This is a genomic window from Nostocoides sp. F2B08 (assembly GCF_009184895.1).
Lineage (GTDB): Bacteria > Actinomycetota > Actinomycetes > Actinomycetales > Dermatophilaceae > F2B08.
The window spans coordinates 224658-239529 of sequence record NZ_WESE01000001.1; the positions used below are offsets into that span (position 1 = coordinate 224658).

Here is a 14872-nt window from a genome sequence, read left to right on the forward strand (position 1 = left end):
GAAAGGTCCGGTCTCCGGGGATCGCCGGGTCACAGAGGAGGCGCGCCGCGGTGTCCCGGGGTCCGGACGGGAAGCCGAGAACGATCTCTCCGCTCGGTCGGGACCATCGATTCGCAGGCGACGGGCTCAGAAGAGGGCACTCATCAGAGCCGTCCGGGCGCGGCGCACCCGGTCGTCGGCGGGCCCGACGACGTCGAACAGGCCGATCAGGTGGGTCCGCACGCGTTCGCGGTCCGGCCCGGAGGTCACCCGCACGAGGTCGACGAGGCGGGTGAACGCGTCGTCGATATGGCCGCCGAGCACGTCGAGATCGGCGACTCGGAGCACCGCCTCGACATCCCGGGGGTCTGCCGCTGCTGCGGCGCGCGCCTGTTGGAGATCGACACCCTGGGTCCGCTGCAACAGCGCCACCTGCGCCAGGCCGAGGCGTGCGTCGTCGTCACCCGGATCTTCCGCCAGAGCCGACTCGTATGCGGTGCGTGCGGCGTCGAGATCGCCCGCCTCGATGGCGGCGAACGCGGCCTCGTGATGGACCGACACCGGCTCGTCAGCCGGCGACGTGTCGCCGGACTCGGGGATGGAAACGCTGCCCGTGACGCCCTGCTGGGTGGCCAGCTCGACCAGCTGGTCGAAAACCCCGGCAACCTCCTCGCGGGAGTACACCCCCCCGAAGAGGGGCACGGGTCGGGCCTTGACCAGACCGAGCACCACCGGGACGCTCTGCACCTGGAACGCCTGCCGGATCGCGAGCTCGGAGTCGATGTCGGCCGCCATGACCTGCAGGCGGCCACCCTTGCCGTCGGCGGCGGACCGCACGACGTCGACGAAGTCCACCGACTCCTGGATCGCGCTCGAGTAGAGCACCAGGACGGCTGCCACCGACGTGGTCGTCGCGACCGCCTGTTGGAAGGTGGCGTCGGTGACGGCTATGACCGCGCCACCCGGTGCGGCATCCCCATGAGCGGGGCCCGCGGAGGTCGCAGTACTCCCGGAAGAGGTGGTGCGCTTCTTGAGTCCGGACAGGTCGACTGCGCCGCGCAGGGCGGCTGCGGTGAAGGGAGTGGACATGTCAGCCATTCTCCCCCACGGTCACGCCCCCTCAGCGCGCCGGAGGATCTCCTCGGCGCCGATGAGCTCGCCCGGGGCATCGGCCGGGACGACGAGCACGACGTTCTCGAGATACTCGGCCGAGAAGCCGTCGGTCACGACGTCCTCGCCGGAGAGGTCCTGGAGGCGGTCGTCCTCGACCTGCAGCTCCTTGGCCTCGTCGGTGAGCGTGATGGAGTCGGTGCGCATCATCTGGCCGAACACGACGAGCCCGCCGTCGGCCGTCCGGAAGCTCACCGTCGCGTTGTCGATGACCCCGTGGGTCTGGGACAGGTCGCCGAGATCGCCCAGCTGGTCGTCCTGCTCCTTGGCGTTCTGCAGCAGGCTGGTCGCGAAGATGTCGTCGTGGGACACGGTGGTCACCTCCGCGGGCTCGGGGTAGGCCAGGCCGGCGGCGTAGTCCTCCATGATCGCCGAGGCGTCCGTGGGCTCCTCGTCCGTGGCGGACTCGAAGGTCGCACCGTCGGTGATCTCGCCGAGTGACGGGATCGAGGTGCCGGCGAGCATCGGAGCCGTGGCGAAGTGGACGTACTGCTCCGTGGGGCCGGTCGAGACGAGGACATGGAGTGACTGGACCTGGGTGGTCTCGTCCAGCGTCGCGGCCAGGATGGCGCGTGGCCAGTCCTGCGCCTCGGACATCGCCAGGATCGTGGGCGTCGCGGGCACGACGACCGGTGCGGCCGTGCTCTCGGTTGCTCCGGGCTCGGCTGCCTTCGCCCGGGCCAACCGGAGCGCGGGTCCGGCCTGGATCGCGTCGCGCTGTTCCGACGTCGTAGCTTCCGCGGACTGCGTGAGCACCCGGGCGGCGATGCGCTCGGCGGCTTCGACCCGCAGCGGTGCGCCGACCTCGGCGTTCTCGGTCGGCGCCGGCTGCAGGTGCACGATGCGCTCCTCGATGCCGCAGCCGGTCAGCGCGAGCACGCCAGAGGTCGCGAGGACGAGGGCGATGCGTCGGGCGCGGGTCATCGGGCCACCTCCTCGGACGAGCGACGGGCTCTGAAGACGACGAGCGCGAGTCCGATGAGGACGGCGAGCAGGCCCCCGAAGACCAGCGCGAGCGCCTGGTAGAACCAGGCCGGGTTGGTCCAGGTCATGGTCAGGTCGGTGAGGGAGCTGCCCTCGGGGGTGGTGATGATCATGGTCTCGGGGGCGCTCTCGAGGTCGGCCTCGACCTGTGCCGAGCCGTCGGTCGTGCTCTGGCTGCGCCACAGGTCCGCGGTCGCGGGCACAACGGGGTCCTCGGTGCCGTCGGTCGTGGTCGTCAGAGCCCAGTCCCGGACCTCGACGCCGGTCACCCGGCTGTGCCGGGTGTCACCGAGAAGAGCATCCGCGTCGGACGGGCTCGCGATGGAGACGGTGACGGGAACCGCGGAGTCCGCCGACGCGGTGATCGTCAGCGGGATGTCGGTGCGGGCGTTCGTGTCGGGGCCGATGACGACCGGCATCTCGGGGCTGGGTGTCGTGCTGAAGCTGGCCGCGCCCTCGGTCCCCAGGGCGCGGGCGAACCAGCCGCCGACGACGAGGGCCGAGAGTCCGGCGAGGATGAGGACGACGCCGAGCAGGCGTCGCAGGATGGTGGTCACGGTGGAGGTCCTTCGTGGCTGGGGTGGCGCAGGTCGCGTCGAACGCGATGATCCCGATCGATCTCGATCAGGCCGGTCGGTCGACCATGACGTGGAGACCGGAGCGCGTGTATCACCCTCCACGATGGCAAACAACCACCCTAGGTCACAAATCGGCAACGTTTCAGGGAACGTTCAGCCTCATCGCAGGGTTCCCGTCGGCCGCGTCCCGATGTGCCTCGGCGAGCGCCGCCACCAGGCCGTCTGCCGCGGTGTAGGGATCACCCTCCCCGGCCACGAGCGCCTCGGCGAGATCGCGCAGTCGATGACCGGCTCGGAGGTCCCCCATTCGGCTGCGCAGTGACGCAACGGCGATCGCCTCGATCTCATCGGCCGCTCGACGAACTCGGCGGCGGTGCAGGGTCCCGGTCTTCTCCATCCACGCGAGGTGGCGGTCGATCGCCTCCAGCACGTCGTCGACGCCGACCCCAGTCGGGGCGACGGCCTTGATGACCGGGGGACGCCAGAGCCCCGGCTCGGTACGGTCCCCGAGGCTGATCATGTGGCGCAGGTCGCGGACGGTGGCGTCGGCACCGTCGCGATCCGCCTTGTTGACGACGAAGATGTCGCCGATCTCCAGGATCCCCGCCTTGGCCGCCTGGATGCCGTCGCCCATCCCGGGCGCGAGGAGCACGATGGAGGTGTCGGCGAGACCGGCGATCTCGACTTCGCTCTGCCCGACGCCGACGGTCTCCACGAGGATGACGTCGCACCCCGCGGCGTCGAGGACCCGGAGGGCCTGCGGCGTCGCCCAGGAGACACCGCCGAGATGTCCGCGACTTGCCATGGACCGGATGTAGACCCCCGGGTCGAGAGCATGGTCGGACATCCGGATCCTGTCCCCGAGGAGCGCGCCCCCGGAGAACGGGGAGCTGGGGTCGACCGCCAGGACGCCGACCCGCTGTCCTCGCTTGCGCAGAGCACCGACCAGTGCGTTCGTCGTGGTGGACTTGCCGACACCGGGTGACCCGGTGATGCCCAGAACGTGGGCGTGACCGGCGTGGGGCGCCAGGGCAGCCATGACCTCGCGCAGCGCCGGGTGCGCATCCTCGACCAGCGAGATCAGGCGGGCGACGGCACGCGGGCGTCCGGCCCTGGCCTGCTCGACCAGGACGCCGACGTCCACCGTGCGGTGGGCGGTGACGGTGCTCAGTCCTCAGCCCTGCGCCGGAACCCGAACGATGAGCGCGTCGCCCTGACCTCCGCCACCGCACAGAGCCGCAGCACCCACGCCGCCGCCGCGTCGTCGCAGCTCGAGTGCGAGGTGGAGGGTGATCCTGGCCCCCGACATGCCGATCGGGTGCCCCATCGCGATGGCTCCGCCGTTGACGTTGACTTTGTCGGGATCCAGCCCGAGCTCCTGCGTCGATGCGAGCCCGACGGCTGCGAAGGCCTCGTTGATCTCGACGAGGTCCAGATCGTTCGGAGTGATACCTTCCTTCGCGCACGCGGCCTCGATGGCGCGGGCCGGCTGGCTCTGCAGCGTCGAGTCGGGGCCGGCCACGACACCGTGCGCGCCGATCTCGGCGAGCCATGAGAGGCCGAGCTCCTCGGCCCTGGACCGCTTCATCACGACGACCGCGCACGCCCCATCGGAGATCTGGGAGGCCGAGCCGGCTGTGATGGTGCCGTCCTTGCGGAACGCCGGACGGAGGGCGCCCAAGGACTCGGCCGTGGTGTCGGCGCGGATGCCTTCGTCGGAGCGGAACTCCACGGGGTCGCCCTTGCGCTGAGGAATGAGGACCGGGACCACCTCGTCATCGAGATAGCCGTCCTTCCATGCGGCAGCGGCGAGCTGGTGGCTCCGCGCCGCGAACTCGTCCTGCTCGGTTCGGGTGAACTCGAGAGGCGAGGTGTTGGCCTGTTCGGTGAGCAGACCCATCGCCTGGTCCGTGAAGGCGTCCCAGAGTCCGTCGAGGGCCATGTGGTCACGCATCGTGACATCGCCGTACTTGAAGCCGTCACGGGATTTCTCGAGGAGGTGCGGCGCATTCGTCATGGACTCCTGTCCACCCGCGACGACGACGTCGAACTCACCGGCCCGGATCAGCTGGTCGGCCAGCGCGATCGCGTCGATTCCGGAGAGGCACACCTTGTTGATGGTCAACGCCGGAACCGTCATGGGGATGCCGGCCTTGGTGGCCGCCTGACGGGCCGGGATCTGGCCTTCCCCGGCGGTGAGGACCTGCCCCATGATCACGTAGTCGACCTGGTCAGCGGCCACCCCGGCCTTCTCGAGTGCGCCTCTGATGGCGAAGCCGCCGAGGTCGGAACCGCTGAAGGACTTCAGGGAGCCGCTCATCCGTCCCATAGGGGTGCGGGCGCCGGCGACGATGACGGTGGGATCGGCGGACATGGTGTGCCTTTCACGTAGACGGGGTGCGCGAACGGCCGTCGTGACACTGCCGCGCTGGGCTGACCGGACCACATCGACCTCGAGTCATGCCTGACCACGACTCTAGCGAGAGGGTCCGGCACGCCACAGTCCCCCAGCCGTGACCCTGGCTACACCCGGGCCCCACCTTCCTCCGCGGTCCGCTTGCTCACTACCGTGGGTGCATGGGCACCGATTCCTCCCCCGACCTGTTCACGGCGATCGACCACGTGGGCGTCGCGGTATCCGACCTCGACGCCGCCGTCGACTTCTACTCGACGACCTACGGGATGCGCCTCCTCCATGAGGAGGTCAACGAGGAGCAGGGGGTGCGCGAGGCGATGATGGCGGTCGGCGACAGCGGATCGTGCATCCAGCTGCTCGCACCCCTGTCCCCCGAATCCACCATCGCGAAGTTCCTGGACCGGTCCGGCCCCGGCATCCAACAGCTCGCCTACCGGGTCCGAGACATCGAAGCGGTCAGTGCCACCCTTCGCGAGCGCGGGATGCGTCTGCTCTACGACTCGCCCAAGCGCGGCACGAGCGACAGCAGGGTCAACTTCATCCACCCCAAGGACGCCGGCGGCATTCTGGTCGAGCTCGTCGAACCCTCGGAGAGCAGCCACTGAGCGCAGGCTGCGGGCGGTCTGCGCTTCCGGCGGGACGCTGCGCCGACGGTGTCGAGGTCGCTCACGCCCTGACTTTCGGACATCCGACCGGGCGGGTCACGCACAGAGCGATCCGACGGGCAGGGAGGTCAGAGGCGGCGGCGGCGGTTACGCATGACGACGACGAGGGCCGCCACCGCGAACGGCAACCACAGGATCCCGGCCAGCACGCTGATGGCCGACAGGGCGTTGTAGGCCCACACATCGGTCGCGGCCACCGCCTTGGCGTGCTCGTTCGCCCACCACGCCAGACCCAGGAGGGCACCACCCAGCGTGAGCTGCAGGAGCGGCGGACCGAACGAGGTCGGCTGCTTCGGTGGGTGGCCCGGCAGATAGGGACTCACCCGCTCAGGATGACATGCCGAGGGTCCCATGGCGAGAGTCCTTTCCGCATGCTGCGAGACCGCCGGCCCGCCTCGGCGTGAGACGTGTCTCAGAGCGGACCGGAGGTCGCCCGGGGATAGGTAGGTTCACTGCCCATGGAGCAGATTCGCGAAGCCATTCTCAGCGGAGACCGAGCCCCGGAGACGTACTCCTCGATTCCATTGCCGGCGTCGTACCGAGGTGCCACGGTGCACAAGGACGAGGTCGGGATGTTCGAGGGCATGGAGAGCCGGGACAAGGACCCGCGCCGGTCCCTTCACATCGACGACGTCCCGATCCCCGAGCTCGCACCCGGAGAGGCACTCGTCGCAGTCATGGCGAGCGCGATCAACTACAACACCGTGTGGACCAGCATCTTCGAGCCGGTCTCGACCTTCGGTTTCCTCGAGCGGTACGGCCGGACCAACGAGTACGCCAAGCGCCACGACCTGCCGTACCACGTGGTCGGCTCCGACCTCGCCGGCGTCGTGCTGCGCACCGGTCCGGGCGTCCACCTGTGGAAGCCCGGTCAGGAGGTGGTGGCTCACTGCCTGTCCGTCGAGCTCGAGAACCACGACGGTCACAACGACACGATGATGGACCCCGAGCAGCGCATCTGGGGTTTCGAGACGAACTTCGGCGGTCTTGCGGAGCTGGCGATCGTCAAGGCCAACCAGCTGATGCCGAAGCCCGCCCATCTGTCGTGGGAGGAGGCTGCCTCGCCGGGCTTGGTGAACAGCACCGCATACCGCCAGCTCATCTCGAAGAACGGGGCGGGGATGAAGCTCGGTGACCGGGTACTCATCTGGGGGGCGTCGGGCGGGCTCGGTTCCTACGCGACGCAGATGGCGCTCGCCGGCGGCGCCACTCCCATCTGCGTCGTGTCCTCGGCGGAGAAGGCCGACATCTGTCGGAGCATGGGCGCCGAGCTCATCATCGACCGACGCGAGGAGGGCTACCGCTTCTGGAACGACGAGGGCACGGCGCAGAACCCGAAGGAGTGGCAGCGCCTCGGCAAACGTATCCGCGAGCTCACCGGCGGGCACGATGTCGACGTCGTCTTCGAGCACCCGGGCCGGGAGACGTTCGGGGCAAGTGTCTACGTGACCCGCAAGGGCGGCATCATCACCACGTGCGCCTCGACCAGTGGCTACATGCACGAGTACGACAACCGATACCTGTGGATGAACCTCAAGAGGATCATCTCGAGCCACTTTGCGAACTACCGGGAGGCGTGGGAGGCCAACGAGCTCATCGACCGAGGCCTCATCCACCCCACGCTCTCACGGACCTACAGCCTGGACGAGGTCGGCCAGGCCGCGCTCGACGTGCACCACAACCTCCACCAGGGAAAGGTGGGCGTCCTCGCGCTCGCCCCGGCGCCGGGGCTCGGGGTCTCCGACCCCGAGAAGCGTTCCCGGTTCGAGTCGGCCATCAACCGCTTCCGCGGAGCCTGAACGTCGTCTCGACGACGCAAGGGCACCATGAGGGCCCGCCTGCCGATCGGTGATCGGCGGGCGGGCCTATCGTTGGGATCGTGAGGTCACCCCGGGGCGCACTGCGTCGGTTCAACGCCTACCGACAACGGCAGCGGCAGATCCTCCACGAGAGCAACCACCCGCGCCGTCTTCGAACCGCACCGTCCGCCGTGGCCGTGGGTGCCGGCGACGGCGCCGCGGGCCGTCCAGGCACCCGGGACCCGGTCGGGGAAACGCTGCGCGGGCCCACCGCGGATCCCCGAGCCGCCGAGAAGCCCGGAGGCGCCGGGTCCGCAGCGGGGACCGCGGCCGACAGCACCGCTGCGCGTGGAGACGCAACAGGTCCGATCAGCGCCGCGACCGTCGAGCCGGCCGCCGAGGTTCGCTCCGACCACACGGCTCATACCGGCCCAGCGAGTCCGGGACCGGAGCGGGCGGACCCGCGCGTCCCGTACGGCCTCGCGGGGCGCCCCTTCGACCGTCAGTCACCGTTCTACTTCGGCTTCCTGGCCACGATCGGGGCGCTGGTCGCCTGGACCCTGTTCCAGCTCGTCGGTCGGTTGACGACGATGATGACCATCCTCGCCGTCGCCCTCTTCCTCACCCTGGCCCTCAATCCGATGGTGGAGCGGCTGCTCACGCGAGGAGTCCGTCGGTCCGTGGCCGTCATCGCCGTGTTCTCGGGCGTCATCGTCACCACTGTGCTCGTCGCCATGCTCGTCGTCCCGCCGGTCATTTCCGAGGGAACCGCGCTCTTGGGTCAGGTGCCCGAGTACTTCACCCGGGTCCTACAGTCGCCATGGCTCCAACGGCTCGACGCGGACTACCAGGTCGTCGAACGAGCCCAGGAGGAGTTCACCAAGCGAATTCAGGACGGGAGCCTCGTCGCCCAGATCTTCGGTGGGGTACTCGGCGCTGGTCGGGCCGTCGTCAACGGCGTGTTCCAGGTCTTGACGATTCTCATCCTCACCCTGTACTTCCTTGCGACGCTGCCACGGATCAAGCACGCCGCATACGCCGCTGTGCCCGCCTCGCGCCGTCCCCGCATCGTGTCGCTGTCCGAGGAGATCATGCGCCGGACCGGCGCCTACGCGGCTGGCCAGGGCCTCGTCGCGACGATCAACGCGCTGTGCAGCTACATCATGATGACCATCGTCGGCATTCCCTATGCCGCGGTCCTGGCCGTCGTGGTCGGGCTGTTCGGCCTCATCCCCATGGTCGGTGCCGCGATCGGGGCTGTCGTGGTGGGAATCATCGCCTTCTTCTACGAGCCCCGCATGGCTCTCATCGTCGCGGTCTACTACATCGTCTACCAGCAGATCGAGAACTACGTCATCGTCCCGCGGATCATGACCTCGACGGTCTCGGTCCCCGGAGCGGTGACGATCGTCGCCGCTCTGGCCGGCGGCACCCTGCTCGGCGTGGTCGGCGCGCTCTTGGCGATCCCTGTCGCAGCGGGCCTGCTCCTGCTCTATGAGGAGGTGCTGCTCCCGCGTCAACGGCAGCACTGATCAACGGCAGCACTGATCAACGGCAGCATGATCGACGGCCGCACCGGAGCAGGGGCAGGACCGGCACGGTATTGGACCCGGTCCGAGGCAGCGGTCCTGGCGAGGCACGGACGGCCGTCTCAGGCGTACGTCCGGAAGCCACGTCCGGTCTTGCGGCCGAGATACCCGGCGGTCACGAGGTGCTCGAGCAGCGGAGCCGGAGCGAATCCAGGCTCGCGGAACTCGACGTACAGCTCGCGCTCGATGGCCAGTGAAACGTCGAGGCCCACGACATCGAGGAGCTCGAACGGTCCCATCGGGAGACTGCAGCCGGTCTTCATGGCGGTGTCGATGTCGTCGGCCGACGCGTAGTTCGCCTCGAGCATCTTGATCGCGTCGTTCAGGTAGGGGAAGAGCAGAGCGTTGACGATGAAGCCGCTGCGGTCTCCGCACGTCACCGCGACCTTGCCAAGCCGGCGGCACAGGTCCTGGACCGTGGCCACGACCTCGGGTGAGGTGGAGACGGTGTGCACCACCTCGACGAGCTTCATCACCTGGGCGGGGTTGAAGAAGTGCATGCCGACGACATCCTCGGGCCGCGCCGTCACTTTGGCACAGTCGATGATCGGCAGCGAGGAGGTGGTCGTCGCCAGGATGGCCCCCGGCTTGCAGATGCGGTCGAGGTCCCTGAACAGCTCCTGCTTCACCGCGAGGTCTTCGGCGATCGCCTCGACGACCAGGTCGACCGACGCCAGGCGGTCGCGACTGGTCACACCCGTGATCCGGGCGAGGACCGCGTCGGCATCGGCGGCGGTCATCCTGCCCTTGTCGATCATGCGGGCATTGGATCGCTCGATGGCCGCGCGTACGGCTGCCACCTTCTCGTCGGTCCGAGCGACGAAGACGACGTCGTGCCCGGACTTCGCGAAGACCTCGATGATGCCGGTCGCCATCGTTCCTGAGCCGACGACGCCGACGGTGGCCACCGGACGGAGCCGGACGCCTTCCGGTATCTCACCCGATGGCGTCTGGGCGTCGGGGACCACGACCGGGCTCCCGGGCGCTTCGTACGTGTAGAAGCCCTGTCCGCTCTTGCGGCCTTTCAGACCCGCGCTGACCATCTGCTTGAGGATGGGCTGCGGCGCATGCAGTCGGTTGCGTCCCTGCCGGTACATCGTGTCGAGGATCTCGTAGGCCGTGTCGAGACCGATGAGGTCGAGCAGGGCGAGCGGACCCATCGGGTATCCACAGCCGAACCGCATGGCCGCGTCGAGGTCCTCCCTGCTCGCGTACCTGCTGTCGTACATGGCCACCGCGTGGTTGAGGTAGCCGAACAGCAGGGCGTTGGCGATGAAGCCGGCGCGGTCCCCGACGACGACCGGTCTCTTCCCCAGACGCTCGGCGAACGCCTTCACGGCGTCGAGCACCTCGTCCGCGGTGACGACGGTGCGGATGATCTCGACGAACTGGAGCACCGGAGCCGGGTTGAAGAAGTGCATCCCGACGACACGCTTGGGGTTCGTCGTGGCGACCGCGATCTCGGTCACGGGCAAGGACGAGGTGTTGGTCGCCAACACGGCCTCAGGGCCGACGATGGCGTCCAGCCGGGTGAACACGGACTTCTTGAGCTCGAGACTCTCGGGCACCGCTTCGACGACGAGGTCGGCGCCCGCGAGGTCCTCCAGACTCGTCGTGTATCTCACCCGGGAGTGGAGGGAGTCGTAGGCCTCTTGGTCCATCTTTCCTCGCTCCAGGGCTCGTCCCGTGCTGGCGGCCAGCACTCCACGACCCCGGTCGACCCCCGCATCGTCCACCTCGACGGCTACCACGTCGATACCGTTACGAGCGAAGACCTCCACGATCCCGGCACCCATCGTGCCAAGGCCGATCACACCGACGGTCGAAAAGTCACGAGTCATGGCCAGATCCTCGCAGAGCCCCTGGGCGGACCGCAGTCAGTCGAGGCGTGACCCTTCTTACTCTCCGGTCTCCCTCGGTTACACGCGTCGAGAACGACCTACCACGAGCGTCCGGACCCGACGAGAGCGTGCTCAAGATCGAACCGCTGAGCCGCGGACAGTGGCAGGCCACGCCGTGGCGGGGGAATCTCGCTGACCTCGCAGAGCTCGAGCAGGACCCTGTCGTAGGCGATGACCCAGCTGCGAAGCCGCTCGGCCTTCGCGGGTCGGCAGCTGGCGTACTCGGCCTGGATGCAGTCCGCGATCCGTCTCAGCTCGAGCTCGAGCAGGACCGCTCTGGTCGGTTCGCTCACGGTCGAACGCGGGCGCCTCGGACGCAGTGCAGCGAGGATGCGGACGGGGCGGGGTGGGACGCCGTCGAGCAACCACCCGAGAAGCCACCGCGCCAGCACGATTCCCACGACGAACCACATGACGGTCGTGGCGAAGCCCATCACCGCCTCCTCCGTGTGGGTCGAGCCGATGGCCTCAGTGTCCCTCGTGTACCCCGGCGCGACAAGACCCCGTAGGCTGGTCCGCCGTGCGACTCGTGATTGCCCGGTGCTCCGTCGACTACGATGGCCGACTGTCTGCGCACCTGCCCCTCGCGACCAGACTTCTCATGGTCAAGGCCGACGGATCGGTTCTTGTCCACAGTGACGGCGGTTCCTACAAGCCCCTGAACTGGATGTCGCCTCCGTGCGCGATGGCGGAGCGGGAGCCGGAGGAGCACGAGCGAGGCGAGGGCGCCGAGATCGTCTGGAGCGTGCAGCACAGCAAGGGCGAGGATCGGCTCCGCGTCCTCATTCACGAAGTCCTGCACGACTCGTCCCATGAGCTCGGCATCGACCCCGGGCTGGTCAAGGACGGTGTGGAGGCTCACCTGCAGCGGCTTCTGGCCGAGCACATCACTGCGCTCGGCGAGGGGTACACCCTGATTCGTCGGGAGTTCATGACGGCGATCGGACCCGTCGACATCCTCGCTCGCGACGGACGCGGGTCCACGGTGGCGATCGAGATCAAGCGACGTGGCGAGATCGACGGCGTCGAGCAGCTCACGCGATACGTGGAGCTGATGAACCGTGATCCCCACCTGGCCCCCGTCACCGGGGTCTTCGCGGCTCAGCAGATCAAGCCGCAGGCCCGCACGCTCGCCGAGGACCGCGGTATCCGGTGCGTCGTCCTCGACTACGACGAGCTCCGAGGTATCGACGGGTCGGAACACCGACTCTTCTGAGTTGTGCCGTGAGGCCCACCGCCAGCCGGCCCGGACCGTGCTCATCGCGCGAGGACTGCGCTCCTGCCGCGGTCGGAGAGGTCACGGATCGCGCGGCGGGAGGATACGGGTTCCGTCGTCTCCCATCTCGAGACGGACGAGGTCGAGACTCGCGGCGGTGGCGTCGGGACCAACCGCGCGTGCACCCCCCTCACCGCCCGCGACGGTCGCGGACCGAGCTCCCGACCTGACCCACCGCCCGTTCGGTCCGACAGCCGGCGCACGGTCGACCACAAGGACTGTTTCGCCACGGTGTCCGTCGGAGATCGCCTGCCATCCTTCGGCCCCGGGCACGACCTCGGTCGGTGGGGCCAGGCCGAGGCGAACCGCCAGCCGCGCGGCCGTCACGGTTGCGACGCGGCTCCCGGTGGAGTACACCGCCGCCACATTCTCCTCGCGCAGCAGGTCGGCGACCCGCACGTCCGCGTCCTCGACCTGAGCGTCGTCAGCGAGCGCAACGATGACGACGACGGCCGGACAGTGCAGGGCCACGGAAGGATGCCCCCCGACTCGTCACGCAGGCTCGACGACGAGTGGGGTGAGTGCCCGCGACTCGCGGATGATGTCGACGAATCGACCCATGATGTCGTTGAGGCCGAAGTCCTTCGGGGTGAAGACGGCTGCGACCCCGAGCCGACGCAGGCGAACGGCATCGGCCTCCGGGATGATCCCGCCCACGACCACAGGCACATCACCCGCGCCGGCTTCCCGCAGCCCGTCGAGCACCTCCGGCACGAGTTCCATGTGCGAACCGCTGAGGATGGACAGACCCACGAGGTGGACGTCCTCGGCCACCGCTGCGGACACGATCTGGGCGGGTGTGAGTCTGATGCCTTGGTAGACGACTTCGAAGCCCGCATCCCTCGCTCGGACGGCCACCTGTTCAGCGCCGTTGCTGTGCCCGTCCAGCCCGGGCTTGCCGACAAGGACGCGCAGCCGCTCGCCCAGCTCGTCCGCCGTGCGCGACACCGCCGCGCGGACGCCGTCCAGCGTCCCCGACCCTGCATCGGCCACCCCCACCGAGCCGCTCACCCCGGTTGGCGCACGGTATTCGCCGAACACCTCCCTCAGGGTCGCGGTCCACTCACCCACGGTCACCCCGGCCCGGGCGCACTCGAGCGAGGCGGGCATGAGGTTCACCGATGTCTCGGCCGCTGTGCGCAGCGCCCGGAGCGCCGCCGTCGCGCGCGTGCGGCGCCCCTCGTCCGCATCCCGATCCGCTCGCCAGCCTCGTACGGCCGCGACGGCCTTGGCCTCGACGTCGGCATCCACCGTCTGGATGGCGGTGTCGAGGTCGGCGGTGAGGGGACTCGGCTCGCTGGTCTCGAAGCGGTTCACGCCGACGACGACATCGAGGCCGTTCTCGATGCGCTGACGACGTGCTGCGTGCGAGGCGACCAGCGCGGACTTCATGTAGCCGGTTTCCACTGCCGCGACGGCTCCACCCATGTCCTCGATGCGAGTCATCTCTGCACGGGCTCCCTCGACGAGCTCCCGCACCTTGGCTTCGACGACCTCCGATCCGGTGAAGATGTCGTCGTACTCGAGCAGATCGGTCTCGAACGCAAGCACCTGTTGCATCCGAAGAGACCACTGTTGGTCCCACGGGCGAGGCAGTCCGAGGGCCTCGTTCCAGGCCGGGAGCTGGACCGCGCGGGCGCGCGCGTCCTTGGAGAGCGTGACCGCGAGCATCTCGAGGAGGATGCGCTGGACATTGTTCTCCGGCTGCGCTTCGGTGAGCCCGAGGGAGTTGACCTGCACCCCATAGCGGAACCGCCGCTGACGGGGTTCGGAAACGCCGTAGCGGTCGCGGGTCAGCTCGTCCCAGAGCGAGACGAAGGTCCTCATCTTGCACATCTCCTCGACAAAGCGCACGCCGGCGTTGACGAAGAAGGAGATCCTGGCGACGACCGCACCGAAGTCCTCCGGCGCGACCACCCCCGTGTCCCGGACCGCGTCGAGGACCGCGATCGCGGTGCTCATCGCATAGGCGATCTCCTGGACCGGCGTCGCCCCCGCCTCCTGCAGGTGATAGCTGCAGATGTTCGTCGGATTCCATCTCGGCATGTGCTCGACCGTGTAGGTCACCATGTCGGTGATCAGCCGCATCGACGGACCGGGCGGAAAGACGTAGGTACCCCTCGACAGGTACTCCTTGATGATGTCGTTCTGCGTCGTACCGGCAAGCTGTCGAACCACCTCGTCGGGACTGCACCCCGCAGCGACGGCCTGTTCCTCAGCAACGACCTGGTACAGCGCGAGGAGGTACATCGCGGTGGCGTTGATGGTCATCGAGGTGTTCATCTCCTCGAGTGGGATCCCGTCGAAGAGACGGCGCATGTCGCCGATGTGGGAGATCGGCACGCCGACCTTGCCGACCTCACCGCGAGCCAGGACGTGGTCGGGGTCGTAGCCGGTCTGGGTCGGCAGGTCGAACGCCACCGACAGGCCGGTCTGCCCCTTCGCCAGGTTGCGTCGGTAGAGCTCGTTGCTCGCGGTAGCGCTCGAATGGCCCGCGTAGGTCCTCATCACCCAA

Annotated in this window: 14 protein-coding genes; 4 read left to right on the forward strand and 10 right to left on the reverse strand. The window is 68.7% G+C overall.

Annotated elements, in window-relative coordinates; all coding sequences use genetic code 11:
* Window positions 1-126: 126 nt before the first annotated feature.
* From GA707_RS01000 to GA707_RS01020, 5 genes are all read right to left on the reverse strand, one after another.
* A complete protein-coding gene (locus GA707_RS01000; protein WP_152176560.1) occupies window positions 127-1068 on the reverse strand; it encodes a co-chaperone YbbN in 942 nt (313 codons plus the stop codon).
* Between the two features lie 21 nt (window positions 1069-1089).
* Window positions 1090-2073, reverse strand: a complete 984-nt coding sequence (locus GA707_RS01005) for a hypothetical protein (protein WP_152176561.1) — start codon at window positions 2071-2073, stop codon at window positions 1090-1092.
* A complete protein-coding gene (locus GA707_RS01010; RefSeq protein ID WP_152176562.1) occupies window positions 2070-2690 on the reverse strand; it encodes a hypothetical protein in 621 nt (206 codons plus the stop codon). Before GA707_RS01010 ends, GA707_RS01005 begins: the two co-directional genes overlap by 4 nt.
* A gap of 163 nt (window positions 2691-2853) precedes the next feature.
* Window positions 2854-3855 (reverse strand): methylmalonyl Co-A mutase-associated GTPase MeaB, encoded by a 1002-nt coding sequence (gene meaB / locus GA707_RS01015; RefSeq protein ID WP_152176563.1) that lies wholly within the window; start codon window positions 3853-3855, stop codon window positions 2854-2856.
* A gap of 30 nt (window positions 3856-3885) precedes the next feature.
* The gene (locus GA707_RS01020; protein ID WP_152176564.1) at window positions 3886-5085 is read right to left on the reverse strand and encodes an acetyl-CoA C-acetyltransferase; all 1200 of its coding nucleotides are present in this window, start codon (window positions 5083-5085) and stop codon (window positions 3886-3888) included.
* Window positions 5086-5288: 203 nt separating this feature from the next.
* Between GA707_RS01020 and mce the strand changes: the two genes are divergently transcribed.
* A complete protein-coding gene (gene mce, locus GA707_RS01025; protein ID WP_152176565.1) occupies window positions 5289-5732 on the forward strand; it encodes a methylmalonyl-CoA epimerase in 444 nt (147 codons plus the stop codon).
* 128 nt (window positions 5733-5860) lie between these two features.
* Here the strand turns inward: mce and GA707_RS01030 are convergent, their stop codons facing one another.
* On the reverse strand, window positions 5861-6115 hold the full coding sequence (locus GA707_RS01030) for a hypothetical protein (RefSeq protein WP_152176566.1): 255 nt from the start codon (window positions 6113-6115) through the stop codon (window positions 5861-5863).
* Between the two features lie 135 nt (window positions 6116-6250).
* On the opposite strand from GA707_RS01030, the gene ccrA reads away from it, so the two are divergent.
* Window positions 6251-7591 carry a crotonyl-CoA carboxylase/reductase gene (ccrA, locus tag GA707_RS01035; RefSeq protein ID WP_152176567.1) on the forward strand — a complete coding sequence of 447 codons (1341 nt, stop codon included), beginning with the start codon at window positions 6251-6253 and terminating at the stop codon, window positions 7589-7591.
* Between the two features lie 80 nt (window positions 7592-7671).
* On the forward strand, window positions 7672-9123 hold the full coding sequence (locus tag GA707_RS01040) for an AI-2E family transporter (RefSeq protein WP_226963444.1): 1452 nt from the start codon (window positions 7672-7674) through the stop codon (window positions 9121-9123).
* A 119-nt stretch (window positions 9124-9242) separates the two neighbouring features.
* Here GA707_RS01040 and GA707_RS01045 read toward each other — a convergent pair whose 3' ends face one another.
* On the reverse strand, window positions 9243-11021 hold the full coding sequence (locus GA707_RS01045; RefSeq protein ID WP_152176568.1) for a 3-hydroxyacyl-CoA dehydrogenase family protein: 1779 nt from the start codon (window positions 11019-11021) through the stop codon (window positions 9243-9245).
* Window positions 11022-11119: 98 nt separating this feature from the next.
* Complete coding sequence (locus GA707_RS01050) at window positions 11120-11515, reverse strand: hypothetical protein (RefSeq protein WP_152176569.1); 396 nt, start codon at window positions 11513-11515, stop codon at window positions 11120-11122.
* 86 nt (window positions 11516-11601) lie between these two features.
* Here GA707_RS01050 and nucS point away from each other — a divergent pair, with 86 nt between their 5' ends.
* Window positions 11602-12297 carry an endonuclease NucS gene (gene nucS, locus GA707_RS01055; protein ID WP_152176570.1) on the forward strand — a complete coding sequence of 232 codons (696 nt, stop codon included), beginning with the start codon at window positions 11602-11604 and terminating at the stop codon, window positions 12295-12297.
* 81 nt (window positions 12298-12378) lie between these two features.
* Here the strand turns inward: nucS and GA707_RS01060 are convergent, their stop codons facing one another.
* The gene (locus GA707_RS01060; RefSeq protein WP_152176571.1) at window positions 12379-12828 is read right to left on the reverse strand and encodes a hypothetical protein; all 450 of its coding nucleotides are present in this window, start codon (window positions 12826-12828) and stop codon (window positions 12379-12381) included.
* A gap of 21 nt (window positions 12829-12849) precedes the next feature.
* A complete protein-coding gene (locus GA707_RS01065) occupies window positions 12850-14865 on the reverse strand; it encodes a protein meaA (protein WP_255425026.1) in 2016 nt (671 codons plus the stop codon).
* Window positions 14866-14872: the final 7 nt, after the last annotated feature.